We start from the raw sequence: 22581 nt of genomic DNA, 5'->3' as shown, positions 1-22581 counted from the left end.
GGGGTGGGGGTGGGCGTGGGCTCCTCCACCGGCGCGGGCGCGGGCGGCATCACGTCCTCGAGCGTCGTCCCCATGGTGAAGCCGTCGTGGAAGATGGTCCCTTCCGGCTTGATGGCGGCGTCGCGGTACAGACCCATCTTCAGGTAGTTCAGGTCCTTGCCGAACTGGTTGGCGCCGTACGTCTTGGGCAGCACGTGCTCGCCGTTGTGCCACAGCTCCACGAAGCCGACCTTCTTGTCCGAGGACCACTTCACGTGCAGCACGAAGTCGTGCCAGTTGCCCTTGTCGATGGAGGTCTGCCACAGCACGGGCGTGGTGTTGCCGCCCACGCGCAGGTTGATCTTGTCCCCGCGCACGAAGAACTCCAGCGGCGGAGAGCCGCAGCAGCCCTCCTGGTGCCACTGGGTGATGACCTGCCACGAGTCATGCACCGGGTAGTTCGAGGGGAAGAGCGTGCTCCACTTGTAGTAGTACTCCTTCCCCTGCGTCTCGTGGGTCAGGTAGAGCAGCTCGTTGCGGTTGCCACTGGCGTTGATGGGATTGTCGCCCTGCTTCACGGTGGCCTTGAGCGCGTACTTGCCGTCACGCACCACGTCGGTCACGACCTGCAAGCGGCTGTTGGCAACGGCCTGTTGGCGCGTCCACTGGGACGTGTTGCCGGTCTCGAAGTCGCCCTTCCACATGACGCCAGCGAAAGACAGGGCAGGCATCAGGGAGGCCGCGGCAACGAGCTGAAGGAGTCGCTTCAAACAGGGGTCCTTTCGGTCCGGGTTGGGCCAAGGGGACACGCGGCGGGGAAAAAGCCTTCCCGCCCCATCCCGCCTGCCAACCCCCCGCCGTTCGCGCGCCCGCCAGCACGTCTGGTGGGCGATGAGGGGGACAGGGCCCTGCTGCCTGCTACTTCCCCAGACATGCCGAAGCGCGTGATTCCGGGCGGATGCGGGCGCTCAAAGCATCTGGCGAAGGCAGCCGTGCAGCCGAGCCCCCAGCCGTCATCCCCCCGACAGCCTGACGTCCTGGCGTCCCGTCCGCTCCCTGCATCGGACGTGGGAAGTGGGGCTTTTTTCAAGATCGGCGGAGCAGGCCGTCTATCTGGACGTGTCTCGCCTAAAACGTCCGATGCGCCTGTTCTCCTACCGCCCCGCTGCCCACCGCGTCATGAGACGCCTGGAGGCAAGGGGCGGGGCCGGGTCGGCGTCCGTCGGAGGTTGGTGTAGAACGTCCCGGAAGGGCGGCAGGGGGGAGACGCCCGAGGGGACCGCATGGTGAAGCCGGCGAAGAAGAGTCTCTGGGCGCTGGCGCTGGCCATCCCGCTCATGGCGGCCGGTGTCGCGGCCCTGAAGCCCCCGGCGCAGCCGCCTCCGGGGCCTGACACCTTCTGGACAGAGCGCCGGGCCGCTTCGCGCATCGAAGCGCGCCTCACGCACCCGGAAGCGGACCGCTACCGCTCGCGCGCGCCCGCGGGTGGCTGCCCGGTGCCCGCCGAGCCGATGCCCCTGGGGCCGCTCGCCCGCATGGAGGCCCAGCAGGACTGGGGCGGCATCGCGGCGGCGTATGCCCTGGAGGGCGAGTGGAGCCAGGCGGCCTCCTTCCTGGAGCGCACGCCCGCCTCGCCGGAGCGCGACAGCGACCTGGCCGCGGTGGCGCTCGCCCGGGGGGACCATGAGCGCGCGCTGCGCCTGCTGGACGGCGCGCTCGCCGCGAAGCCCGGCCTGGCGCAGGCGCTGTGGAACCGCGCGCTGGTGTTCCGGGAGATGGGGCTGACGCTGCGCGCGTCGGAGCTCTTCGAAGAGGTGGCCCGGCGCAACGAGCAGGGCTGGGGACGTGAGGCCCACGCCCAGGCGCTGGCCCTGCGCGAGGCCACGCTGGAGCGCCAGCGTCAGTGGAAGGCCGCGCGCGACGCGACGCTGGCCCTGATGGCGGACCCCAAGGCCCCGCTGCCCATGGACGCGGCCCGGCAGATGCCCGGCACCGTGCGCGGCGTCTTCTATGACGTGGTGCGCGCCGCGGCGTCGAAGGAGCGCGCGCAGGCGCTGCTGCCGCTGGCGAAGGAGCTGGACCGGGTGCACGGCGGCAGCGTGCTCACGGACTACGTGCAGCGCGTGGCGAAGCGCGACTTCTCCCGCCGGAGCGCGCTGGCGCAGCAGTACGCCGAATCCCTGCGGGCGGGCCACGAAGCCCGCGCGGAGGCGCTCCTCGACAAGGCCCGGCTGTCCGGCGACGACGACATCTACCTGGGCACCCTGCTGCGCACCCGCAGCAACGCCGCTCGCGACCTCCAGGACACGCTCGCGCGCATCCAGCGGATGAACGACCCCTGGTTCGCGGACGTCGCGGAGCGGGACCAGGCGCGCAAGGAGATCCTGGCGGGCACGTGGTGGAAGGCCGAGCAGCGCTACTTCGGCGCGCTCAAGCGCTGCCGCGAGACGACGGTGTCGGTGCGGTGCCTGGAGCTGGAGCGGCGGCTGGCCATGTTCTACGGCGACATGCAGCGCGTCTCCGAGGCGGAGCAGCACGCCCGGCAGCTGTGGGCGGGCGCCCGCCAGCTGCGCGAGTGGGACCTGGAGCTCAACGCCCTGGAGATCCTCAGCCACGTGGCGCGCTCCCGCAACGACCTGGGCAGCGCCCGCGCGTACCTGGAGGAGTGGATGGTCCGCGGGGCGTCCGTCAGCTGCTACTGGCCCCACGTGCAGCTGGCGCACCTGTACTACCAGGACCTGCGGCCACAGGCCGCCCGGCGCGAGCTGGACCTGGCCGCCGCCTGCTCGGACAACCCCATGGAGCCGATGTTCGGCGCGACGCTCGCGGAGCTGGCGCGCATGGGCCCCGGCGCGCAGGACGCCGCGTGGATGCGGACCATCTCCGGCAAGATGCTGGCGAGCCCGGCCGTCACGAAGAGCGACCAGGTCTACGAACGCTATCTGGAGGGCCGCTTCTTCCTGGAGCAGGACCGCGGCCAGGGCGAGGCGTTCCTGCGCGACACCATCACCCGGGCGGACGCGCTGCCCCGAGGAGACGCGCTGGCGCGCGAGGCGTGGGCGCTGGCCTATTCGTCGCTGGCGACGGACGCGGGCCGCGCGGGTGAGTTCCCCAAGGTGGTGACGCTGATGGCCGCGCAGCTGGGCACGCCCGTGCCTGGCCGGTGCGCGCTGGCTGCCAGCGTCCACGCGGAGCGCACCGTGCTGGTGGCGCTGGGACCCAAGGGCGAGGTGAAGGGCCACTACGATGCCTCGCGCAAGGTGCCCTTCTCCCACGCGGACTCGTCCCGGCTGGTGCCGGACGCCCTGCGCCAGACGCTCGCCAGCTGTGAGCGCGTGGACGTGCTCGCGTGGGCCCCCGTCTTCGGACGCACGGACCTGTTGCCCTCGGAGCTGGCGTGGAGCTTCCGGCTGGGCCGCGTCAGCGGTCCGCGCCCGGCGGCCGCCACCCCGCGCCGCCTGGTGGTGGCCGGGGTGGAGACGCCGTCGCTCTTGCAGCTGCCCCGGCTGCCCTCGTGGACGCCGGACGCGGAGCCGGGCAGCGCGCCTCCGGACGTGCTGTCCGGTTCGGACGCCACGCCCTCGCGCGTGCTGGCGCGCATGGCGGACGCCACGGAGATTGAAATCCACGCCCACGGCATCACCGACCCCACCATCTCCGGCGCCTCGCTGGTGGTGCTGTCCCCGGAGGTCAACGGCCGCTACGCGCTCACCGCGGACGTGGTGCGCGAGCACCGGCTCACCGGCGCGCCCACCGTGTTCCTGGCCGCGTGCAGCGCGGGCCGCACCACGGCCCTGCAGAGCACGGAGCCCTTCAGCCTGCCCGCCGCCTTCATTGATTCAGGCGCGCGCGCGGTGCTGGCCTCCACCGTGGACATCCCGGACGCGGCGGGCCGCTTCTTTGACGGCGTGCGCCGGCGCATCCACGCTGGCACCCCTGCCGCCATCGCGCTGCGCGACGAGCGCCAGGCGTGGCTGTCCCGCGACGCCCGCGCCGGGTGGACGCGCTCCGTGCTGCTGGTTGAAAACGCCGAGTGACGCGGCGCGAAGGTTAGAGGGGGGGCTCCAGGTGCGTGTTGCCGCCGGGAACACGGAAGTGATGGAAGGTGACGCTGGCGCTCACGTCCAGCGCCTTCACCCAGTGCCACCAGCCCACGGGCAGGAACACCATGTCCCCCGGCTCCAGCACCGCCTCCAGCACCGTGGCCTCGCCGTAGAGCGGATGCAGGTTCAAATCCGGCGCGGCCGCGTCCACGTGGCTGAAGGTGCCCCGGTGCGGGTACACGCGGTGGCGCTCGAAGGACGGCACCAGCCGCACGTGCTTGCGGCCCATCACCTGCCCCAACAGGATGTTCATGTTGTCGTGGTGCAGCGGGGTGACGGTGCCCGCGGGCCCCAGCAGCAGCGTCAGCATGTCCTGGCGCAGGTCCGGTTCGATGATGCCCGCCGGGGCGCGCAGGTCCTCGCGCAGCGGCGACAGCCCGCCCTCGCGCCAGTTCTCGTTGCGCGGCACCATGTAGTAGTCGTTGGTGCGCGTCCCGGATTCCAGCAGGCCGAGGAAGTCGGCGAAGGGCATCCGCGCGCGGTGCCGGTCCTGGAAGGCCGCGTGCTCCGGATCCGCGTCGCGGCCCGTCATCACCTCCACCTCCACGCTCCCCAGCCGCTCGCGGAAGTACGACAGCGACCAGCGCTGGAGCGCCGGCCAGTCCGCCATCATCCCGCGCAGCACCACCGGCCGGTGGCCGAAGTAGTAGCGCTGGAAGAACTCCTCCGGTGTCACCCCCTGGCGCACCTCCAGCGCGCGGCCCCCGTCCTGGGCCCGCAGCGCGCTGTAGGCGTCCATCAGCGACTCCATCCAGCCGAAGTGCCGCGCCAGCTGCCGGCACGCCCGGAAGTACGGGTGGGCCACCGCCGCCGCCACCTCCGCCCGGGCCACCTCCGGGGCTACACCGGACGACACCAGTACCTGCTGTACGTCCTCCTCCGTCACCCCCAGGGCCAGGTTCTCCGCCAGCCACTGCCGCCACTCCGGTCGCAGCGGGGACTCGTCACCGTTCATTCGGAACTCCTTGAAATCCTTGGGGGCAGTGGCCGGGGGGCCCCTGCTGCCGGGAGGGCCGCCCATGCTATGGACGGCCCCACAGTCGCAAATCACCCAGCCTCGGTTTACGCAGGACTCCCCTCGTAGCAGGAGAAGAAGATCCCATGACCTCCGGAGACGTATCGTCCGCTTCCCCCGGTGCCTTCGAGCCGGACATCAGCGCCCCGCACGTGAAGAACTCGTACCCCACCTGCAGCGAGCGGGGCCTGCGCCGGCGCCGCCCGCTGCCGCCGCCGTCGGTGCCCCCCCTGGTGGAGGGGGCGGACGGGGGGCGCTGAAGCTGCCCTGCCGGGCGGGCTTGTCCTCCCTTCCGGGCATTTTTCTCTCAAGAAACGAACCGCTCGGCGTCTTTAGTCAGGAAAGCCCACCAGTCACCTCGGGGCCTTGGGTCATGGCCAATCTCTTCAACCGGGAAAAGCGCCACTTTGAGGCGTTCATCCAGCGACACCGGCCCAGCCTGCTGGCGGTGGCGCGGCGGTTGTGCGCTCGCGGCGCCCTGGACCCGGAAGACCTGGTCCAGGAGGCCTTCGAGCGGGCGTTGCCGGAGTACGGCCACCTCAAGGACCGGACGGAAGCGGCGTGCGCGGCGTGGCTGTGCACGACCATGACCAACCGGTTCCTGGACCACTGCCGCCGGCAGCGCACGGAGAGCCGGGGGCTGCCGCACCTGGCGCTGGTGCAGGACCTGCCGGTGACGGGCGACGGCGACCGGGAGAACTGGGAGCTGGTGGGCAACGATGCGTTCCAGGCGGCCATCGAGCAGCTCAAGCCGCACCTGAGGGACGCCTACAAGCTTCACGCGGAAGGCCGCCGCTATCAGGCCATCGCTGAACATTTCAACGTTCCCGTGGGAACCGTGGGCAGCTGGCTGACGCTGGCGCGCCGGGACCTGAGGGAACTGCTGCTTCCGAGCGTCGCGGTGGCTCGTGAGCGGGGAGCCCAGTCATGAATGCCCATTGCACCCGGTTGCACCTCTTCATGGACGGCGAGCTGTCCGAGTCCGACGCCGAAGGCTTCCGCAACCACCTGCCGCGCTGCGCCGCCTGCGAGGGCGGCCTGAGGGACCTGCTCCAGCTGGAGCTGCTGGCGGCGCGGGCGCTGAGCACCGGCGCGGTGGAGGCGCCGGCCGCGAAGCCGGAGGGCAACAACGTGGTGGCGCTCTCCTCGTGGGTGCGCCGCAACGCTCGCGTGGTGGCCCCGCTGGCCATGGCCGCCAGCCTGTGCGCCGTCTTCGTGCCGCGCATGATGCCCTCGGACGCGGACGTGCCGGCGGTCGTCTTCCTGGAGAACCAGGACGCGCGCCGCCTGGAGGCGCGCCTGTCGGATCCGCGCGCGGACAAGCACCGTCCCTACAGCCCCATGCGTGGCCCCAGGCACGGGGGCGCGGAGCTCGCGGACCCGGCGGAGGCGGGCAAGGTGACGCTGCCCCTGCGTCCGCTGGCGCGGATGGAGGAGCGCAAGGACTTCCGCGGCATCGTCGCGGCCTACGTGCTGCACGGCCAGTGGCAGCAGGCGCAGGCGGTGCTGGCGCGCGAGCCCGCGTCGCTGGCGCGCGACATCGACCTGTCGGTGGTGGCGCTGCAGGACAGCCGCTACCAGGACGCGCTGAACCTGCTGGACCCGGTGCTGCGCACGGATCCGCGCAACCCCCAGGCGCTGTGGAACCGCGCCATCGCGCTGCGTGAGCTGGGCCAGAAGGAGTCCGCCGCGCGCGACTTCGAGCAGGTGGCCGCGCTGGGCGAGCCGGGCTGGAGCGACGAAGCGCGCAAGCTGGCGGGGGAGCTGCGCCCCGCCGCCCGCTGAACAAGGAGCACCTGGATTTTCCCCGCGCGTTTGAGCGTCCACCATCGGGCGCTTGCGCGCGGGGGTGAGCCTCGCCGCTCGGGATGACGTGACAGGCTGCTGGGGTTGTCGGAACACTCCAGGAGCCGCGCATGCCCGAGTCCCCGTCCAACGCCTCCGCCGACTACGCGTCCATCCGCCGGGACTTCCGGTGGGAGCGGCCGGCGCACTTCAACTTCGCCACGGACGTCATCGACCGGCACGCGGCCGAGCGGCCCCAGGCCCCCGCGCTCCAGTGGTCGGACGAATCCGGGCGCTCGCAGCGCTTCAGCTTCCAGGAGTTGAAGGAGCGCTCGCTGCACGCGGCGCGCTTCCTCACCGGGCTGGGCCTGAAGCGCGGCGACCGGGTCTTCATCCTGATGCCGCGCGTGCCGGAGTGGTGGTTCCTGGTGCTGGGCTGCATCCGCGCGGGCATCGTCTTCATGCCCGGCACGCCCATGCTCACCGCCAAGGACATCCGCTACCGGCTGGAGGTGGCCGGAGCGAAGGCCGTCCTCACCGACGGCAGCTGCCTGGACCGCTTCGAGGGCGTCCTGGGCCAGGCCCCCGGCGTGACGACGTGGGTGTCCACCGGAGACGCGCCTTCTCCGTGGACGCGCTACGTGCCGGAGGCGCTGCCGGAATCCCAGGCGACGGCGTTCCCGCCGACGCGCTCGGATGATCCGCTGCTCATCTACTTCACGTCCGGCACCACGGGCATGCCGAAGATGGTGCTGCACACCCAGTCCAGCTACGGCCAGGGGCACCTCATCACCGGCCGCTACTGGTTGGACCTGAAGCCGGAGGACCGGCACCTCACGCTCAGCGACACCGGCTGGGCGAAGTGCGCGTGGGGCAAGCTCTTTGGTCCGTGGAGCGTGGGCGCGTGCAACGTCGTCCATGACTTCCGCGGCCGGTTCGACCCCGTGGCCTTCCTGAAGGTGCTGGAGCGGGAGCGGGTGACGACCTTCTGCGCGCCGCCCACCGCGTGGCGTGCGCTGGTGCTCCAGGATTTGAAGGCGGTGGACCTGTCCGCGCTGCGCCACTCCCTGAGCGCGGGCGAGCCGCTGAACCCGGAGGTCATCCAGACGTGGAAGGAGGCCACCGGGCTGCACATCCGCGAGGGCTACGGCCAGACGGAGACGGTGGTCATCGTCGGCATCTTCCCCGGCATGGAGCCGCGCGTGGGCTCCATGGGCAAGCCGTCCCCGGGCTTCAACGTGGCCGTCATCGACGCGCACGGCAATGAAGTCGCGGACGGGCAGGAGGGCGACATCGCCGTGCGCGTGAAGCCGGAGCGGCCGGTGGGGCTGTTCGCGGGCTACCTCAACGACGACGCGGCCAACGCCGCCAGCAGCCGGGGGGACTGGTACGTCACCGGCGACCGCGCGGTGCGCGACGCGGAGGGCTACCTGTGGTTCGTGGGGCGCTCGGACGACGTCATCAAGACGTCCGGCTACCGCGTGGGCCCCTTCGAAGTGGAGTCCGCGCTGATTGAGCACCCGGCGGTGGCCGAGTCCGCCGTCATCGGCGTGCCGGACGACAAGCTTGGCCAGCGCATCAAGGCGTACGTGCTGCTGACGCCGGGGCACTCGCCGTCACCCCAGCTCGCGCAGGAACTGCAGGACTTCGTGAAGAAGACCACGGCGCCCTACAAGTACCCGCGCGAGATTGAGTTCGTCACGGAGCTGCCCAAGACGGTGAGCGGGAAGATCCGCCGCGCCGAGCTGCGCGCCACCCAGAAGAAATAGGCGGCGCGCAGGGGCAGGGGACTACTTCAGCCAGTCCGAGTGCACGAAGCCGGCGTCGGGCTTGTCCCGGCGCTGGTACGTGTGCGCGCCGAACGCGTCGCGCTGGGCCTGGGTGAGGTTCTGCGGCAGCTCCGGGCTGCGGTAGCTGTCCAGGTACGCCAGGCTGCTGCTGAACACGGGCACCGGGATGCCCGCCTTCGTCGCGACGCCCACGAACTTGCGCCACGCCGGGGCCATCTTGTCCAGCACGGGCGCGAAGGCCTCGGACACCATCAGGTTGGGCAGGTTGGGCTGCTGCTGGAAGGACTCGCGCAGCGGGGTGAGCAGCTTCGCGCGGATGATGCAGCCGCCCCGCCAGATGCGCGCCATCTCCGCCAGCGACACGCCCCACTTGTTCTCGTCCGACGCCGCCTGGATGAGCCGCATGCCCTGCGCGTACGTCACCACGCGCGCCGCGTAGAGCGCGTCGTGCGCCCATTGGGCCAGCTCCTTCTTCTCGTCGGAAGACAGGGAGATGTCGGGGCCGTGGAGCTTCTTGCCCGCGGCCACGCGCTCGTCCTTGCGCGAGGACAGGTTGCGCGCGTCCAGCGCGGACGCGATGGAGGGCACCGGCACGCCCAGGTCCAGCGCCACCTGCACCGTCCACTTGCCCGTGCCCTTCTGGCCGGCCTTGTCCAGCACCAGGTCCACCAGCGGCTTGCCCGTCTCCGGGTCGCGCTTGCGCAGCACCTTGATGGTGGTCTCCAGGAGGAAGGACTCGGCGATGCCCTCGTTCCACTTGCTGAACAGGTCGCCCAGCTGCGCGGTGTCCAGGCCCAGGCCGCGGCGCAGCACGTCGTACGTCTCCGCGAGCAGCTGCATGTCGGCGTACTCGATGCCGTTGTGCACCATCTTCACGAAGTGGCCCGCGCCCTCCGGGCCCACGTGGGTGACGCACAGGCCCTCTTCGCTGCGCGCGGCGATGGCCTCCAGCACGGGCTGCACCAGCGCGTACGCGTCCTTGGGGCCGCCGGGCATGATGGACGGGCCGTTGCGCGCGCCCTCCTCACCGCCGGACACGCCGATGCCCAGGAAGTGGAAGCCCTTCTCCTTGCACAGGGCCTCGCGGCGGCGCGTGTCCAGGTACCAGGAGTTGCCCGCGTCCATGATGACGTCGCCGGGCGACAGCAGCGGGAACAGCCGGCCCATCATCTCGTCCACGGCGGCGCCGGCGGTGATCATCAGGAGGATGCGGCGCGGGCGCTCCAGGCCGGCGACGAACTTCTCCAGCTCCGCGAAGCCCTGCAGGGCCTGCTTCGGGTTCTCCTGCTGGACCTGCTGGAGCTTCTCCGGATGGCGGTCCCACACGGCGACGCGGAAACCGTGGTCCGCGATGTTGAGGGCCAGGCTCGCGCCCATCACGCCCATGCCGGCCACGCCGAACTGCGCTGGCTTCGTCTGTTCGCTCATCGTCGTTCCCTCCAGAGGATCCGCCTCACCCGTGGGCGGAGGGGTCCAACATCCACTGCGTGTTCGTCACGTGCGACGCGGGCAGGGACATATCGCCCGCGAGGATGCGCCGCATGGCGTCCCGCTTGCCCTCGCCGGCCACCAGCCCCAGCACCGCCCCCGCGCCCTGGAGCACGGGGAAGGTCAGCGTCATCCGCCACGGCGGCGGCTTGGCGCTCTGCTCCACCGCCAGCACCCGCCGCGTGCGCTCCTGCAAGGCCGGGTGGCCGGGCATGAGGCTCGCGGTGTGGCCGTCCTCGCCCACGCCAATGAGCACCACGTCCAGCTGCGCGGGCAGCGTCTTCTCGTAGTCGCGCGCGGCGGCGTCGCGGTCCGTGCGCTCGCCCTGCATGCGGAACACCTGCGCGTCCGGCAGCTTCAAGGGCTCAATCAGCGACTGCTTCACCAGCAGGTAGTTGCTGTCCTTGTGGTCCGGCGGCACGAAGCGCTCGTCCACGAAGTACACGTCCACGCGCTCCCAGGGGAGCTGGTGGTCCGCGAGCATCCGGTACGCGGGCTTGGGCGTGTTGCCGCCCGACAGGGCCAGGCTCACGCGGGCCTTCGTCGCGAGCGCCTTTTCCAGCTCGCGCGCCATCCAGTCCGCGGCCTCGCGGGCCAGACGGTCCGAGGGAACGACGAGGGGCTGGCTCATAGCGTGGACCACCGCCGGCCGTTCTTCGCGGGCAGCGCGTCCGCGGCGTCGGGGCCCTTGCTGCCCTTGGCGTAGGTGTGGACGGGGCCGCCTTCGTCCGTCTCCAGCGCCTTCAGGATGGGCGTGATGTAGCCCCAGGCCTGCTCCACGCTGTCCTGGCGCGCGAAGAGGGTGGCGTTGCCGCGCATGCAGTCCAGCAAGAGCCGCTCGTACGCCTCCGGCACGGGCTTCTTGAAGCTCTCCGCGTAGTCCATGTCCATGGTGACGCCGCCGATGTTGACGTCCTCGCCGGGGATCTTGGACTCGAAGGACAGCGCGATGCCTTCGTGCGGCTGGATGCGCAGCGTGAGCACGTTGGGCTGCAGCCGCTGGCAGGTGGCGCCGCCGCCGCTGAACAGGCCCAGGGGCACCGTCTTGAAGTGGATGGACACCTCCGTCAGGCGCTTCTTCAAATTTTTGCCCGCGCGCAGGTAGAAGGGCACGCCCTGCCAGCGCCACGAGTCGATGTTCATCTTCATGGCCACGTACGTGGGCGTGCGCGAGCCCTTCGTCACGCCCTTCTCGTCCTGGTAGCCCTCGTACTGACCCACCACCACGTGCTGGGGCACGTCGCCGCCCTCCACGGGGCGCAGCGCGCGGAAGACCTTGTTCTTCTCATCGCGGATGTCCTCCGCGGCGAAGGACACCGGGGGCTCCATGGCGCACAGGGCCAGCACCTGGAGCAGGTGGTTCTGCACCATGTCCCGGATGACGCCCGTCTCGTCGTAGAAGCCGCCGCGGCCCTCCACGCCAATGGCCTCCGCCGCGGTGATTTCGACGTGGTCGATGTGCTGGCGGTTCCACAGCGGCTCGAAGATGGCGTTGGCGAAGCGGAACACCAGGATGTTCTGCACCGTCTCCTTGCCCAGGTAATGGTCGATGCGGAAGATCTGCTTCTCATCCAGCGCCGAGCCCAGCGTCTTGTTGAGGGCCTTCGCGCTCTCCAGGTCGTGGCCGAAGGGCTTCTCGATGATGAGCCGGTGCCAGGGCTTCTGGCCGGGCTGCTCCTCACGCTTGAGGAGGCCCGCGCCGGAGAGGCTCTGGATGATCTGCGGGAACGTGGAGGCCGGCGTGGCCATGTAATAGAGCTGGTTGCCGTCCGTCTTGCGGCGCTTCGAGAGGTCCTGGAGCTTCTGTCCCAGGAGCTTGAAGGCCTCCGGATCGTCGTAGCCGCCGGAGGCGGTCTCGATGGTCTCCGTGAAGCGCTTCACCGCGGCTTCATCCAGGGGCTGCGTGCGGGCGAACTTCTTCAGGCCCTCCTTCACGTGCTCGCGGAAGGGGCCGTCCTCCAGCTTGGAGCGGCTGTAGGCGACGATGGCGAAGTTCTCGGGGAGCAGGCCAGCGCGGGCGAGCTCGAAGAGGGCGGGGAATAGTTTGCGTTCGGCCAGGTCGCCCGTGGCGCCGAAGAGGACCAGGGTGCAGGGGTCCGGCCGCCCCGCGCTGAACACCGGTTCGCCCTCACGGGGATGGGTTTCGATGTGCACTCCCTGCGCGTCCATGCGGTTCTCCCTCCGGGTACGCCTGGCACCTTAAGGCGCTAATCTGGCGGCCCTGCAAGCGCATTGCAGGAGAATGATGCGGGCCTGACGTCTTGCCTGCCCCGGCGTTTCAGGCGGCCCGGCTCCTCCGGAGGGCGGCCGGGCATGAGAGGCGGGCGCGGGAACGTGGTACTCCTGGCGGACCTCACGCATGCGCTACGTCGTCTCGCTGTGGTTCTTCGCGCTGTTCCTCGTCACCGCGCCCCTCCTCTTCACGTTGGGCGCGGTGTTGTTCGTGGTGGCGTATCCGTTGGATCCCGACCGCCAGTGGCTGCACGTGCTGGTGTGCCGGTGGTGCTACGGGCTGTGGCTGCACGCGTCTCCCGGGTGGCGCGTGCGCGTGGAGGGGCGGGAGCTGTTGCCCAGGGGCCCTTGCGTCTACGTCGTCAATCACCAGTCGTTCGCGGACATCCTGGCGGTGATGGGGCTGTTCACGCCGTACAAGTTCGTGGCGAAGGCGTCGCTGTTCCGCACGCCGCTGGTGGGCTGGATGATGACGCTGCTGGGCTACGTGCCCATCGTGCGCGGCAGCTCCACGTCCATGGAGCAGCTCTTGGGGCCGTGCCGCAAGTGGCTCCGCAAGGGCATCCCGGTGCTCATCTTCCCGGAGGGCACGTATTCGTCCGGAGAGGTGCTGCCCTTCAAGCGCGGCGCGTTCCAGCTGGCGCTGGAGGAGCACGTGCCGGTGGTGCCGGTGCTGGTGCGCGGCACGCGCGAGCTGGTGGACGGGGACGGACCGTGGATGAGCTTTCGCGCGAACGTCACGGTGCGGGTGATGCCGGCGCTGCCGCCGGAGACCTTCGGGCCGGACTCCGCGGCGCTGGCCACGCGCGTGCGCGAACAGTTCGTGGACGCGCTCGCGCGGGTGGGGTGAGGACAGGGTAGCGTCCGGGGCATGCGCCACCTGCTCCTGTGCTGGCTCGGGGTCTGTCTGTCTTCCACCGCGTGGGCAGGGTCTGCTGCCCTTCCCACCCCCAGGCCGGAGGCGGGAGTCCCTGAACCCCTGCACCTGATGCTGTACGTGTCGGCGGTGACGGTGGTGGAAGGGGGCACGGCGTCCTTCGACGTAGCGGTGTACGGCTACCCATTGTCCGGCGACCCGGATGCGCCAATCCCCGTCACGGTGGCGCGGACGGACGGCGACGGGGACCTCACGGTGCGGGAAGGTGCGTCGCTCACGTTCGAAGCAGCCACCCGGCACATTCCCCAGCAGGTGGTGCTGGCGGCCGCGAAGGATGCGGACAACGAGGACGGCACGGCCACCTTCACGGTGTCCGCGCCGGGCCTGGAGCCGGTCACCCTCGTCGTGACGGAAGCGGATCAGGACCCCCTGGCTCCGGTCTTCACCACCGTGCCTGTCACCCGGACCGTGACGTACTTCCCCTATCTGCTCGGCGTGCACGCGCGGGGACGGCCCGCGCCGACGTATGCCCTGCGCACCGCGCCTTCGGGGATGGGCCTGGATGCGCTGGGCAACCTCACGTGGATACCGACGGAGACGGGAGAGGTGGACGTGGTGGTGGTGGCGAGCAATGGGCTGCAACCCGATGCGGAGCTGTCCTTCCGGCTCGTCGTGGGGGAGGACCAGCCCCCTGTGGCCCGCATCATCGCCCCGCTCCAGGACGAACGGCTGTCAGGGCCCCTGGCCGACTTCTCCTGCGAGTGCGTCGACGACGTGGGCTGCGCGCGCGTGGATTTCCGGGTGGATTGGCTGTTGCTGGAGACACGCGAGGGCCCGGGGCCCACCTACTCCGTGGGGGGCGCTCCCGGCCGCTGGGACATCTCGGGGCTCGAGCCGGGGCCCCACTTCCTCGATGTCGTCGTGACGGACTCGTTGGGACGCGAAGCCATGGGCGAGACCGTCACCGTGTGCATCGCCTGCCCCGAACCCGATGCGGGAACGGCGGTGGATGCGGGGTCCGTCAGTTTCGGGGATGAGGGCGACGACATCATCGACCCCTGGAGCTGTGACTGCGCGGCCACCGGGGTGGCTCCAGCGGCGTGGGTGGGGCTGGGCCTGCTGGGGCTGCGCGCCCGGCGTCGCCGGAACTGACGCAGCTCAGGCGTGCTCGGAGCCGGGGAGCTCTTCGTCCAGCGGCGCTCCGGCGTGCAGCGGGGCCTCCACGGTGGTGGACGCGGGCAGCGCGGGGGCGGCCTCGGTGATGGCGCGGGCCAGGTCGTGGGGCGCGCGGAGCAGTGTCTCCAGCGCGGTGGTGCTCGCGGGGACCCCGCGCTGCTCCACCTGGAGCCAGCCGCCCTTGAGGCTCACGCGGCGGTGGCCCTTGAGGCCCAGCAGGCGCTGACGCACGCCCGGATCCAGGATGACGGGGCGCGCCTCCGGGGACAGCCCCTCCACCTGGAAGGCCGCGTCCAGCTCCGCGTCACCCAGCATCTCCTCGCGCGGGGTGGCGGCGCCGGGGATCTTGTCCTCGGGGCGCTCGTGCTCCAGCAGCAGGTCCGCGGGCAGCGCGCCCTCCAGGTCCAGCCGCAGCACCGTCACGGTGTGGCGCTTCTTGCCGCCCGCGCCGCGCTTGCCCGTGGCCAGCAGCAGCGGCCGCCCCTGATAGCGCCCCTGGACCTCCATGCGCCGCTCCGCGATGGACAGGCCGTGCGCCTTCGCGAACGCCTCCCACGCGGCGCGCTGACGGCGCTTGAGTTCGAACAGCGTGGCGAGGACCAGGGCGCCCAGGACGAGCAGGGACGCGAGGATGCCGAGCGGGGAGAAGACACCGGAAAGCATGGCGGCGCATTGTGCACTGGCCTCGCGGCGTGTGGTCCATCATTCCGATCGCGGATGCACCTCCGCGCGCCGGGCAGGCTTGCTGCATGGGGTATGTGGACCTGGGGAAGGGACGCCGCGCGCATGCAAACGTGCGGAGTGCACGCATGGCGCAGGATTCCCATGCCACGGGTGTGCCCTCGTGGGTGGACCCGGGCCGCGCTCGGAGGCTCCGTGGCGCGTGGGGTGGGGAGGACGGGACGCGTCGGGAAGGCCACGGATGCAAGCGCGCGGAATGACGCCCTTTTTCGACAATGTCAGAGGGGGCGGGTAAGGGAGCGAGGGCTCGCCGCTTGGAGTCGGGACGGGGACCGGGAGAGGCTGCCCGGCTCGCACCCGCCACCGGGCCACGAGGGAGGGTGAACGCCGGATGCGCCTGCTGCACACGTCGGACTGGCACCTGGGCCACACGTTGTATGACGTCTCGCGCGAAGCGGAGCACGCCGCGTTCCTGACGTGGCTGTTGGACACGCTGGTGGCCCAGGAGGTGGACGCGCTCCTGGTGGCCGGCGACATCTTCGACACGGCCAACCCCAGCGCGGAGGCGCAGGCGGCCTGGTACCACTTCGTCGCGCGCGCCCGGCGCACGCTGCCGAAGCTGGACGTGGTGGTGGTGGGTGGCAACCACGACTCCGCCGCGCGCCTGGACGCGCCGGATCCGCTGTTCCACGCCCTGGGCGTGCGCGTGGTGGGCGGCCTGCCGCGCCACCGGGGCGGACTGGAGATGGACCGGCTGGTGGTGCCGGTGCACGACGCGCGCGGCAAGGTGGGCGCGTGGGTGGCGGCGGTGCCGTACCTGCGCCCGTCGGACCTGCCGTCCGTGCCGGACAGTGAAGGGGACCGGCTGGTGGAGGGCGTGCGCTCCGTCTATTCGGAGGTGCTGGACTCGGCGCGCAGGCGGCGCAGGTCCGGGCAGGCGCTGGTGGCCATGGGCCACTGTTACATGACGGGCTCGGAGCTGTCGGAGCTGAGCGAGCGGAAGATTCTGGGGGGCAACCAGCACGCGCTGCCGGTGGAGCTGTTCCCGGAGGACGTCGCGTACGCGGCGCTGGGACACCTGCACAAGGCGCAGCGCGTGGGTGGACGCGAGGGCGTGCGCTACAGCGGCTCTCCCTTGCCGCTGTCGCTGTCGGAGGCGCACTACCGCCACCAGGTGCTGGTGCTGGACGTGGAGGACGGGGCGCTCACGCAGGTGCGTCCGCTGCCGGTGCCGCGCACCACGGACATGATGCGGGTGCCGGCCCGGGACGCGGCGCCGCTGCCGGAGGTGCTGGAGCTGCTGGCGGCGCTGCCCGCGTGCGATGCGGGGGCGCCGGAGTCCATGCGGCCGTACCTGGAGGTCTGTGTGTCGCTGCCCCGGCCGGAGCCGGCGCTGCGCCACAAGGTGGAGAAGGCGCTGGAGGGACGGGCGGCGCGGCTGGTGAAGCTGACGCCGTTCTACACGGGCACGGGCGGGGCGCTGGCGGACGTGCGGCCGGGGTTGTCGCTGCGGGAGCGCACGCCGGAGGACGTGTTCCTCGCCCGGTATGCGCGGGACTTCAAGGAGGCGCCCTCACCGGGGTTGCTGGAGTCGTTCCACGCGCTGCTCACGCAGGTGCAGGAGGACGCGTCGTGAAGATTCTCGCGATTCGCGGCAGCAACCTCACGAGCTTCGCGGGGGACTTCGCGCTGGAGCTGGACCGGGCGCCGCTGGACCGGCTGGGGCTGTTCGCCATCTCCGGCGCGACGGGGGCAGGGAAGAGCACGCTCCTGGATGCGCTGTGCCTGGCGCTGTTCGACCGCACGCCCCGGCTGGGCGGGCCCAGCAAGGTGCTGGTGGGCCGCGCGGACGAGGACGAGGAGGCGCGGCTGTCCGCGTACGACGTGCGCGGCATGCTGCGGCGCGGGGCGGGCAAGGGCCACGCGGAGGTGGACTTCCTGGGCAAGGACGGGCGGCGCTACCGGGCCCGGTGGAACGTGTGGCGGGCGCGTGAGCGGGCGGAGGGGCGTTTCCGGCCGCAGGAGCTGAGCCTGACGGATGTGGCGTCGGGGCAGCTGTTCGGCCGCACCAAGGGCGAGGTGCTCCAGGCGATTCAGGAGCGGCTGGGGCTGTCGTTCGACCAGTTCCGGCGCTCGGCGCTGCTGGCGCAGGGAGAGTTCGCGGCGTTCCTGCGCGCGGACGCGAACGAGCGCGCGGAGCTGCTGGAGCGGATGACGGGCACGGAGGTGTACAGCCGGCTGTCCATCGCCGCGCATGAGAAGAACGCGAAGGAGCAGGAGGAGCTGAAGCGGCTGTCGCAGGGGCTCGCGGCCATCGCGTTGATGTCGGACGCGGATCGCGAGGGCGTGCGCGCCCAGCTGGGGGAGGAAGAGGCGGCGCGGGTCCGTGAGGACACGCGGCTGCGTGAAGCGGAGGCGGCCCGGTCCTGGTACGCGCAGCGCGCGGAGTTCGTGGGGCAGGAGCAGCAGGCGGATGGCGCGGTGGCCCGGGCGGAGGCGGAGCGGGAGGCGGCGGCGCCGCGTGAGGCGCTGCTGGAGTCGGTGCGCGCGGCGGAGGGCTTTCGCGCGGTGGTGTCCGCGGTGGAGGCCGCGGAGCAGGGCTGCGTGAGGGCGGAGGCCGAGCAGCTGGAGCGGGCCTCGCAGGCGGAAGGAGCGCTCGCGGCGGCGGCGGCGCAGCGGCAGGTGCGGATGCAGGCGGAGGCCGCGCGGGCGGCGGCGCTGGACGCGGAGGCGTCCGTGCGTCCGGCGCTGGAGGAGGCCGCGACCCTGGACACGCGCCGCGCGGAGGCGGAGCGCGAGGCCCGTGAGGCCGCGGAGCTGGCGAAGCAGGCGAAGGCCGCGGAGGGTTCGGCGCGTGATGCGCTGGCGCTGGTGCAGGCGGCGGAGACGAAGGCCCAGGCGCTGGTGGACGCGGCCGAGGCGTGGCGCGTGTCGCATGCGAGCTGGGAGTCCCTGGCCACCGAGTGGCCCCGCTGGCAGCGCGAGCTGGAGCGCTTCGCGGGGGCGCTGAAGGAGGAACAGGCGGCGGGCGCGGACGCGGAGCGGCTGGGGAAGGACGCGGACCGGCTGGGCAACGAGGTCCAGGCGCGCCGTGAAGAGCACCAGGACGCGGTCGAGTCGGAGGCCCAGGCGCAGGCGCTGGCGACGCACGCGGAGGCCGCGCTGGGGGAGGATGGCGGCGCGGCTCGGCGGGAGCTCCGGGAAGCGCTGCTGGCGCGGCAGGACGCGCTGGGGGCGCTGGCGCTCGCGGGTGAAGGGGCTCGGGCGGAGGGGACGGCGGAGGGTGACGCGGCGGCGGAGGTGCAGTCGCACCGCGAGGCTTCGCAGCGCGCGGCGGAGGAGGCGAAGGACGCGGCGGCGCGGCGGGCGACGCAGGAGGCGATGCTCCAGGAGGCTCGGCGTGCGCAGTCGCGCGCGGAGGCGACGCAGGGGCTGGCCTCGCACCGCGCGGCGCTGCATGCCGGTGAGCCGTGCCCGCTGTGCGGCGCGCTGGAACACCCGTATGCACGGGAGGGTTCCGCGCTGGAGGGCCTGGTCGCGGAGGCCGCGGCCCGGGTGCTGGAGCTGGAGTCCGCGCGCGCTATCGCGGCGAAGCAGGAGGGCGCGGCGAGCGTGCTTCAGGCGACCGCGGACACGGCCGCGACCCAGGCCGAGGCCCGGCGCGACACGGCGGCCCGCAAGCGCACGGCACACCGTGAAGCCTGGCGCGCGGCGCGCGAACGGTGGACCCGTGCGGTGCTGCCGGGTGAAGACGCGGCGAAGTCGGAGGCAGACGCCGATGTGGCAGCCCGGCGTTCAAGCTCGGCCGCTGCCAATGCCGTGCCTCCCGAGGACGCGGAAGCGGCCACCGCCCAGGCGTGGATCCGCTCGGCCCAGGAGGACGTGCGCTCGCGGCTCGCGACCCTTCGTGATGAAGAGGCCTCCGCGGAAGCCCGCGCCGGTGCTGCTCGCGAGGCCCGCGCCCTGCTGGAGACCCGGCGCACCCGGCGCGAGGGCGCGGCTGATGCCCTTCGCAAGGCCGAGGACGCTCAGTCCCGCGCGGCGCAGTCCCACCGGGACGCGCTGCTTCGCCGCGACACCGCCCGTGACGCCCGCGAGCGCGCCCTGACCGAAGTGTCCCCTCCCTTCGCCAGTGAAGAGGCCACCTGGAAGGACAAGCTCGCCGCCGACCCCGCTCGCTTCCAGAGCCGGTGCCTGGAGCGCGTGACGAAGTGGCGCGAAAAGCTCGCGGAGCTGGAGGCCTCCCGCAAGCGCCTGGAGGAACAGCAGGTCCTGCGCGCCCGCGAGGAGGTCCGTCTCCAGGACCGCCATGAGGACGCGGAGACCGCCGCCCACCGCGCGAGCCTCAAGGACACCGCCTTCCAGGAGGCGTCCAAGGCCCGCTCCCGGCTGCTCCAGGGCCGCCCCACGCAGGAGGTGCGCGCGGAGGTCCAGGCTCGCGTCGACGCCGCCCAGGCCGCCTACGAGCGCGCCCGCGAGGACTCCGAAGCCCTCCAGCAGGCGGAGAAGGTCGCCACCGCCCGCGCCGAGGACGCCGTGCGCCTGCGCTCCGAGGCCGCCCTCACCCTGGAGCGTGCCCAGGCCGTCCTCGCGGAACGCCTCGCCGGCAACGGCACCACCCTGGACGAACTCAAGGCCCTGCTGGCGCGCGGCGCCGCCTGGTGCGACGCGGAGGCCCGCGCGCTCAACGCCCTGCGCGAGTCCGTGGCCCAGGCCCGCGCCATCCTCGTGGAGCGCCGCGAGCGCCGCGTCCGCCACGAAGCCTCCGGCCTCCCCACCCTCGCGGAAGCGGACGTCGCGGAACTCTGCGAGCGCCTGCGCACCGACGTGGAGGTGCGCCGCCGCGCGGAGGCCCTGCTGCGCGCGAAGCTGGACACCGACGACGCCGCCCGCGCGCGCCATGGCGCGGAGGCCCGGGCCCTGGAGCAGCGCCGCGCCGACGCGGAGGTGTGGAAGACGCTGGGCGACCTCATCGGTTCGCACGACGGCAAGAAGTTCAAGGTCTTCGCCCAGAGCCTCACCCTGGACGCGCTGCTGCTGCACGCCAACGCGCACCTGCGCGAGCTGGCCCGCCGCTACCGCCTGGAGCGCGTGCCCGGCCATGACCTGGACCTCCAGGTGGTGGACGGCGACATGGGCGACGAGGTCCGCAGCGTCGCCAGCCTCTCCGGCGGCGAGAGCTTCCTCGTGTCGCTGGCGCTCGCGCTGGGCCTGGCCTCGCTGTCGTCGGAGACGACGCAGGTGGAGACCCTCTTCATCGACGAGGGCTTCGGCACGCTGGACCCGGAGACGCTGGAGGTCGCGCTGGCCACGCTCGACGCGCTCCAGGCCACCGGCCGCCAGGTGGGCATCATCTCCCACGTGAGCGGGCTCGCCGAGCGCATCGGCGTGCAGGTGCGCGTGGTGAAGCAGGGCGGCGGCCGCAGCAAGCTCGTCGTCGAGGGCGACGCGGGGATGGTCGTGCCGGCCGGCCAACAGGTGGCCTGATTCCAGGGCCGGGGACGCCCGTCCCGGCCGTCAGCCCGTCACCGGCTCCGCGCCCATCAGGCCGCGCACCACCGCGGCCACGGCCAGCGGCGTCGCCACCCGGTCGTCGCTCAGCGCCGCCAGCGCCCGCGCGAACTGCTCCGCGGAGGAGAAGCGCTGCGACGGGTGCGGCGCGAGCGCCCTGTCCAGCACCAGCGCCAGCGGATCCGACACCTCCGGCGCCACCATGCGCACCGGCGTCACCCGCAGGCCCCGGATGGACGCCTCCACCTCCTCGGCCGTCCCGTCCGGATAGGGCGACTCCAGCGACAGGAGCTCATAGAGCAGCACCGCCGCCGCCCACAGGTCCACCGCCACGGAGACCTCGCCCGCGAGCAGCTCCGGCGAGCGGTAGTTCTGCTTGCCCACCCGCCGGAGGTCCATCGCCAGCCCCGCGCGCGAGCGGGCCACGCCGAAGTCCGCCAGCTTCACCTCTCCGCCGCGCGACAGCAGCACGTTGTGCGGGGACACGTCGCAGTGCACCAGCGCCAGCGGCAGGCCCTTGGCGTTGGTGGCCTTGTGCGCGTACGCCAGCGCCTCCAGCACGTGGCGCACCATCATCACGGAGATGTCGATGGGCAGCTCGATGCGCCGGCGCCGGCACTGCGCCAGCACGCGCCCCAGGTCCGTGCCGTCCACCAGCTCCAGCGCCAGGTAGGGCCCGTCCGCCAGCTCGCCGTACTCGCGGAAGCCCACGATGTGCGGGTGGTCCAGGCACCGGGCCAGCTCCCCTTCGTGCAGCAGCTGCTCGCGCGCCTCCGCGTCGCGCAGGCGCTCCGGCCGCACGCGCTTGAGGGCCACCTCCTCGCCCGCACGCGGGCCCTGGAGCATCCGCGCGCGGAACACCTCCGCGTTGCCGCCGCGCCCCAGCCGCGACAGCAGCTGGAACCGGCCCAGGTCGCGCGGCCACTCCGGTGTCTGTCCTTCCTCCAACGTCACGCCTTCTCCCCGGCCAGGCTCGCCAGGTAGCCGTCCAGCGTCGACGCGAAGGTGGCGTCGTCGCTCAGGAAGGCCAGCCCCACGCCCCCGGTGTACTGATCATCCACCACGTGCACCACCAGCGCCTCGCCCTGCAGCCGCTGGCCGTTGGGCAGCTTCACGTCCACGGTGACGACGCTGTCCTGCGGCGGGCGGTGCGCCGTGCGCACGAAGAGTCCCCCGTTGCTGATGTTCAGCGCGTGCTCGCGCACGAAGTCCAGCTCCGTGCGGAACTCCATCTCCAGCTTCACCGCGAAACGCCGGGCGCGGCGCTGGGGTTCGTCACCAGAGGCCGCGGGGGACGACGCGGGCTCCGGCGCCGGCGTGCTCGCGGGGGGAGCCGCTGGCGGCGCGGGCGGTGCCTCGGCTGGCGGGGCCTTGGGCGCGGCGGGCAGGGGGCCTCGCGCGGCCAGGGCCTCCAGGTGCTGGCGCAGCTCCTGCGCGGCCTGCTCGCGCTCGTTGCCGGCGAAGGGCGTGCCTCCCGCCAGGCTCCGCGAGCGCAGCGCGTCCCGCTCCGCCTTGGGCAGACGCCACAGCTCCACGAACGTGCCGCCGCTCTTGCGCACCTCCTCGCCCAGCCGCTCCACCGCCGCGCGCGGATAGCCCGGCACCTCCACCTTCACCTCCAGCGCGCCGGCCTCGTCGCGAAACGCCACCACGAGCTGCATCGACTGCGCGGACGGCAGGAGCGCGCCCAGGCCCTCCACGACGGCCGCCGCCTTCTCAGGCGAAGCCGCTTCCCCCCAGACCGCCGCAAGACCGAACACAGGCACGGGGCGGACGATAACCGAGCCCTCCTGGCCCCCGTAAAGACAGTGCAGCCGGAAACAGGCGACAGCGGTGAACGCCAAGTTTACGAATCGTGATTCGGCATCGGCCCCAGGGCGTACCTACATCGGAATCAGTTGCGCATCCCTCTATGCTGCCGGTGTTCTCCGTAACCCCCCTTTC

General features: G+C 72.1%; 17 protein-coding genes. 9 read left to right on the top strand and 8 right to left on the bottom strand.

Annotated elements, in window-relative coordinates; all coding sequences use genetic code 11:
- On the bottom strand, positions 1 to 710 hold a 710-nt coding region (locus D7X96_RS13015), incomplete at its 3' end, for a polysaccharide lyase family 20 protein (protein ID WP_121769850.1).
- A gap of 552 nt (positions 711 to 1262) precedes the next feature.
- On the opposite strand from D7X96_RS13015, the gene D7X96_RS13010 reads away from it, so the two are divergent.
- A complete protein-coding gene (locus D7X96_RS13010) occupies positions 1263 to 4016 on the top strand; it encodes a CHAT domain-containing protein (protein ID WP_121769849.1) in 2754 nt (917 codons plus the stop codon).
- Between the two features lie 13 nt (positions 4017 to 4029).
- Here D7X96_RS13010 and D7X96_RS13005 read toward each other — a convergent pair whose 3' ends face one another.
- Positions 4030 to 5037 (bottom strand): cupin-like domain-containing protein, encoded by a 1008-nt coding sequence (locus D7X96_RS13005; protein ID WP_121769848.1) that lies wholly within the window; start codon positions 5035 to 5037, stop codon positions 4030 to 4032.
- Positions 5038 to 5183: 146 nt separating this feature from the next.
- Here D7X96_RS13005 and D7X96_RS39955 point away from each other — a divergent pair, with 146 nt between their 5' ends.
- The 4 genes from D7X96_RS39955 (at position 5184) to D7X96_RS12990 (ending at position 8651) form a co-directional block, all read left to right on the top strand.
- The gene (locus D7X96_RS39955; protein ID WP_158616131.1) at positions 5184 to 5357 is read left to right on the top strand and encodes a hypothetical protein; all 174 of its coding nucleotides are present in this window, start codon (positions 5184 to 5186) and stop codon (positions 5355 to 5357) included.
- A gap of 113 nt (positions 5358 to 5470) precedes the next feature.
- A complete protein-coding gene (locus D7X96_RS13000) occupies positions 5471 to 6028 on the top strand; it encodes an RNA polymerase sigma factor (protein ID WP_120546536.1) in 558 nt (185 codons plus the stop codon).
- On the top strand, positions 6025 to 6882 hold the full coding sequence (locus D7X96_RS41465; protein ID WP_120546535.1) for a zf-HC2 domain-containing protein: 858 nt from the start codon (positions 6025 to 6027) through the stop codon (positions 6880 to 6882). The genes D7X96_RS13000 and D7X96_RS41465 overlap by 4 nt, the downstream gene beginning before the upstream one ends.
- Before the next feature lie 131 nt (positions 6883 to 7013).
- Complete coding sequence (locus D7X96_RS12990) at positions 7014 to 8651, top strand: acetate--CoA ligase (protein WP_120546534.1); 1638 nt, start codon at positions 7014 to 7016, stop codon at positions 8649 to 8651.
- A gap of 21 nt (positions 8652 to 8672) precedes the next feature.
- On the opposite strand, the gene gnd is transcribed toward D7X96_RS12990, so the two are convergent.
- From gnd to zwf, 3 genes are read right to left on the bottom strand one after another with little or no spacing between them, the layout of a single operon-like run.
- A complete protein-coding gene (gene gnd, locus D7X96_RS12985) occupies positions 8673 to 10100 on the bottom strand; it encodes an NADP-dependent phosphogluconate dehydrogenase (RefSeq protein WP_120546533.1) in 1428 nt (475 codons plus the stop codon).
- A gap of 25 nt (positions 10101 to 10125) precedes the next feature.
- Entirely contained in the window at positions 10126 to 10791 is a 666-nt protein-coding gene (gene pgl / locus D7X96_RS12980) for a 6-phosphogluconolactonase (protein ID WP_121724280.1), read from the bottom strand.
- The gene (gene zwf, locus D7X96_RS12975; RefSeq protein ID WP_121769847.1) at positions 10788 to 12329 is read right to left on the bottom strand and encodes a glucose-6-phosphate dehydrogenase; all 1542 of its coding nucleotides are present in this window, start codon (positions 12327 to 12329) and stop codon (positions 10788 to 10790) included. The genes pgl and zwf overlap by 4 nt, the downstream gene beginning before the upstream one ends.
- Before the next feature lie 190 nt (positions 12330 to 12519).
- Here zwf and D7X96_RS12970 point away from each other — a divergent pair, with 190 nt between their 5' ends.
- Together D7X96_RS12970 and D7X96_RS12965 are read left to right on the top strand one after the other, a co-directional pair.
- Positions 12520 to 13242: a lysophospholipid acyltransferase family protein gene (locus D7X96_RS12970; protein WP_120546530.1), complete on the top strand. Its 723-nt coding sequence runs from the start codon at positions 12520 to 12522 to the stop codon at positions 13240 to 13242.
- A 21-nt stretch (positions 13243 to 13263) separates the two neighbouring features.
- Positions 13264 to 14421, top strand: a complete 1158-nt coding sequence (locus D7X96_RS12965; RefSeq protein ID WP_147468294.1) for an MYXO-CTERM sorting domain-containing protein — start codon at positions 13264 to 13266, stop codon at positions 14419 to 14421.
- A 6-nt stretch (positions 14422 to 14427) separates the two neighbouring features.
- Here D7X96_RS12965 and D7X96_RS12960 read toward each other — a convergent pair whose 3' ends face one another.
- Positions 14428 to 15108, bottom strand: coding sequence for a hypothetical protein (locus D7X96_RS12960; protein ID WP_120546528.1), 681 nt, complete (start codon positions 15106 to 15108; stop codon positions 14428 to 14430).
- Positions 15109 to 15517: 409 nt separating this feature from the next.
- On the opposite strand from D7X96_RS12960, the gene D7X96_RS12955 reads away from it, so the two are divergent.
- Positions 15518 to 16762 (top strand): exonuclease SbcCD subunit D C-terminal domain-containing protein, encoded by a 1245-nt coding sequence (locus tag D7X96_RS12955; RefSeq protein WP_120546527.1) that lies wholly within the window; start codon positions 15518 to 15520, stop codon positions 16760 to 16762.
- Positions 16759 to 20613 carry an AAA family ATPase gene (locus D7X96_RS12950; RefSeq protein ID WP_121769846.1) on the top strand — a complete coding sequence of 1285 codons (3855 nt, stop codon included), beginning with the start codon at positions 16759 to 16761 and terminating at the stop codon, positions 20611 to 20613. Before D7X96_RS12955 ends, D7X96_RS12950 begins: the two co-directional genes overlap by 4 nt.
- 30 nt (positions 20614 to 20643) lie before the next feature.
- On the opposite strand, the gene D7X96_RS12945 is transcribed toward D7X96_RS12950, so the two are convergent.
- Both D7X96_RS12945 and D7X96_RS12940 read right to left on the bottom strand, forming a co-directional pair.
- Positions 20644 to 21591, bottom strand: coding sequence for a serine/threonine-protein kinase (locus D7X96_RS12945; protein WP_199747317.1), 948 nt, complete (start codon positions 21589 to 21591; stop codon positions 20644 to 20646).
- Positions 21588 to 22337, bottom strand: coding sequence for a TIGR02266 family protein (locus D7X96_RS12940; protein ID WP_244219566.1), 750 nt, complete (start codon positions 22335 to 22337; stop codon positions 21588 to 21590). Before D7X96_RS12940 ends, D7X96_RS12945 begins: the two co-directional genes overlap by 4 nt.
- Positions 22338 to 22581: the final 244 nt, after the last annotated feature.

Origin of the sequence: Corallococcus interemptor, assembly GCF_003668875.1 — a bacterium.
Classification (GTDB): Bacteria; Myxococcota; Myxococcia; order Myxococcales; family Myxococcaceae; genus Corallococcus; species Corallococcus interemptor.
This window is presented reverse-complemented; position numbering and strand designations above follow the sequence as displayed.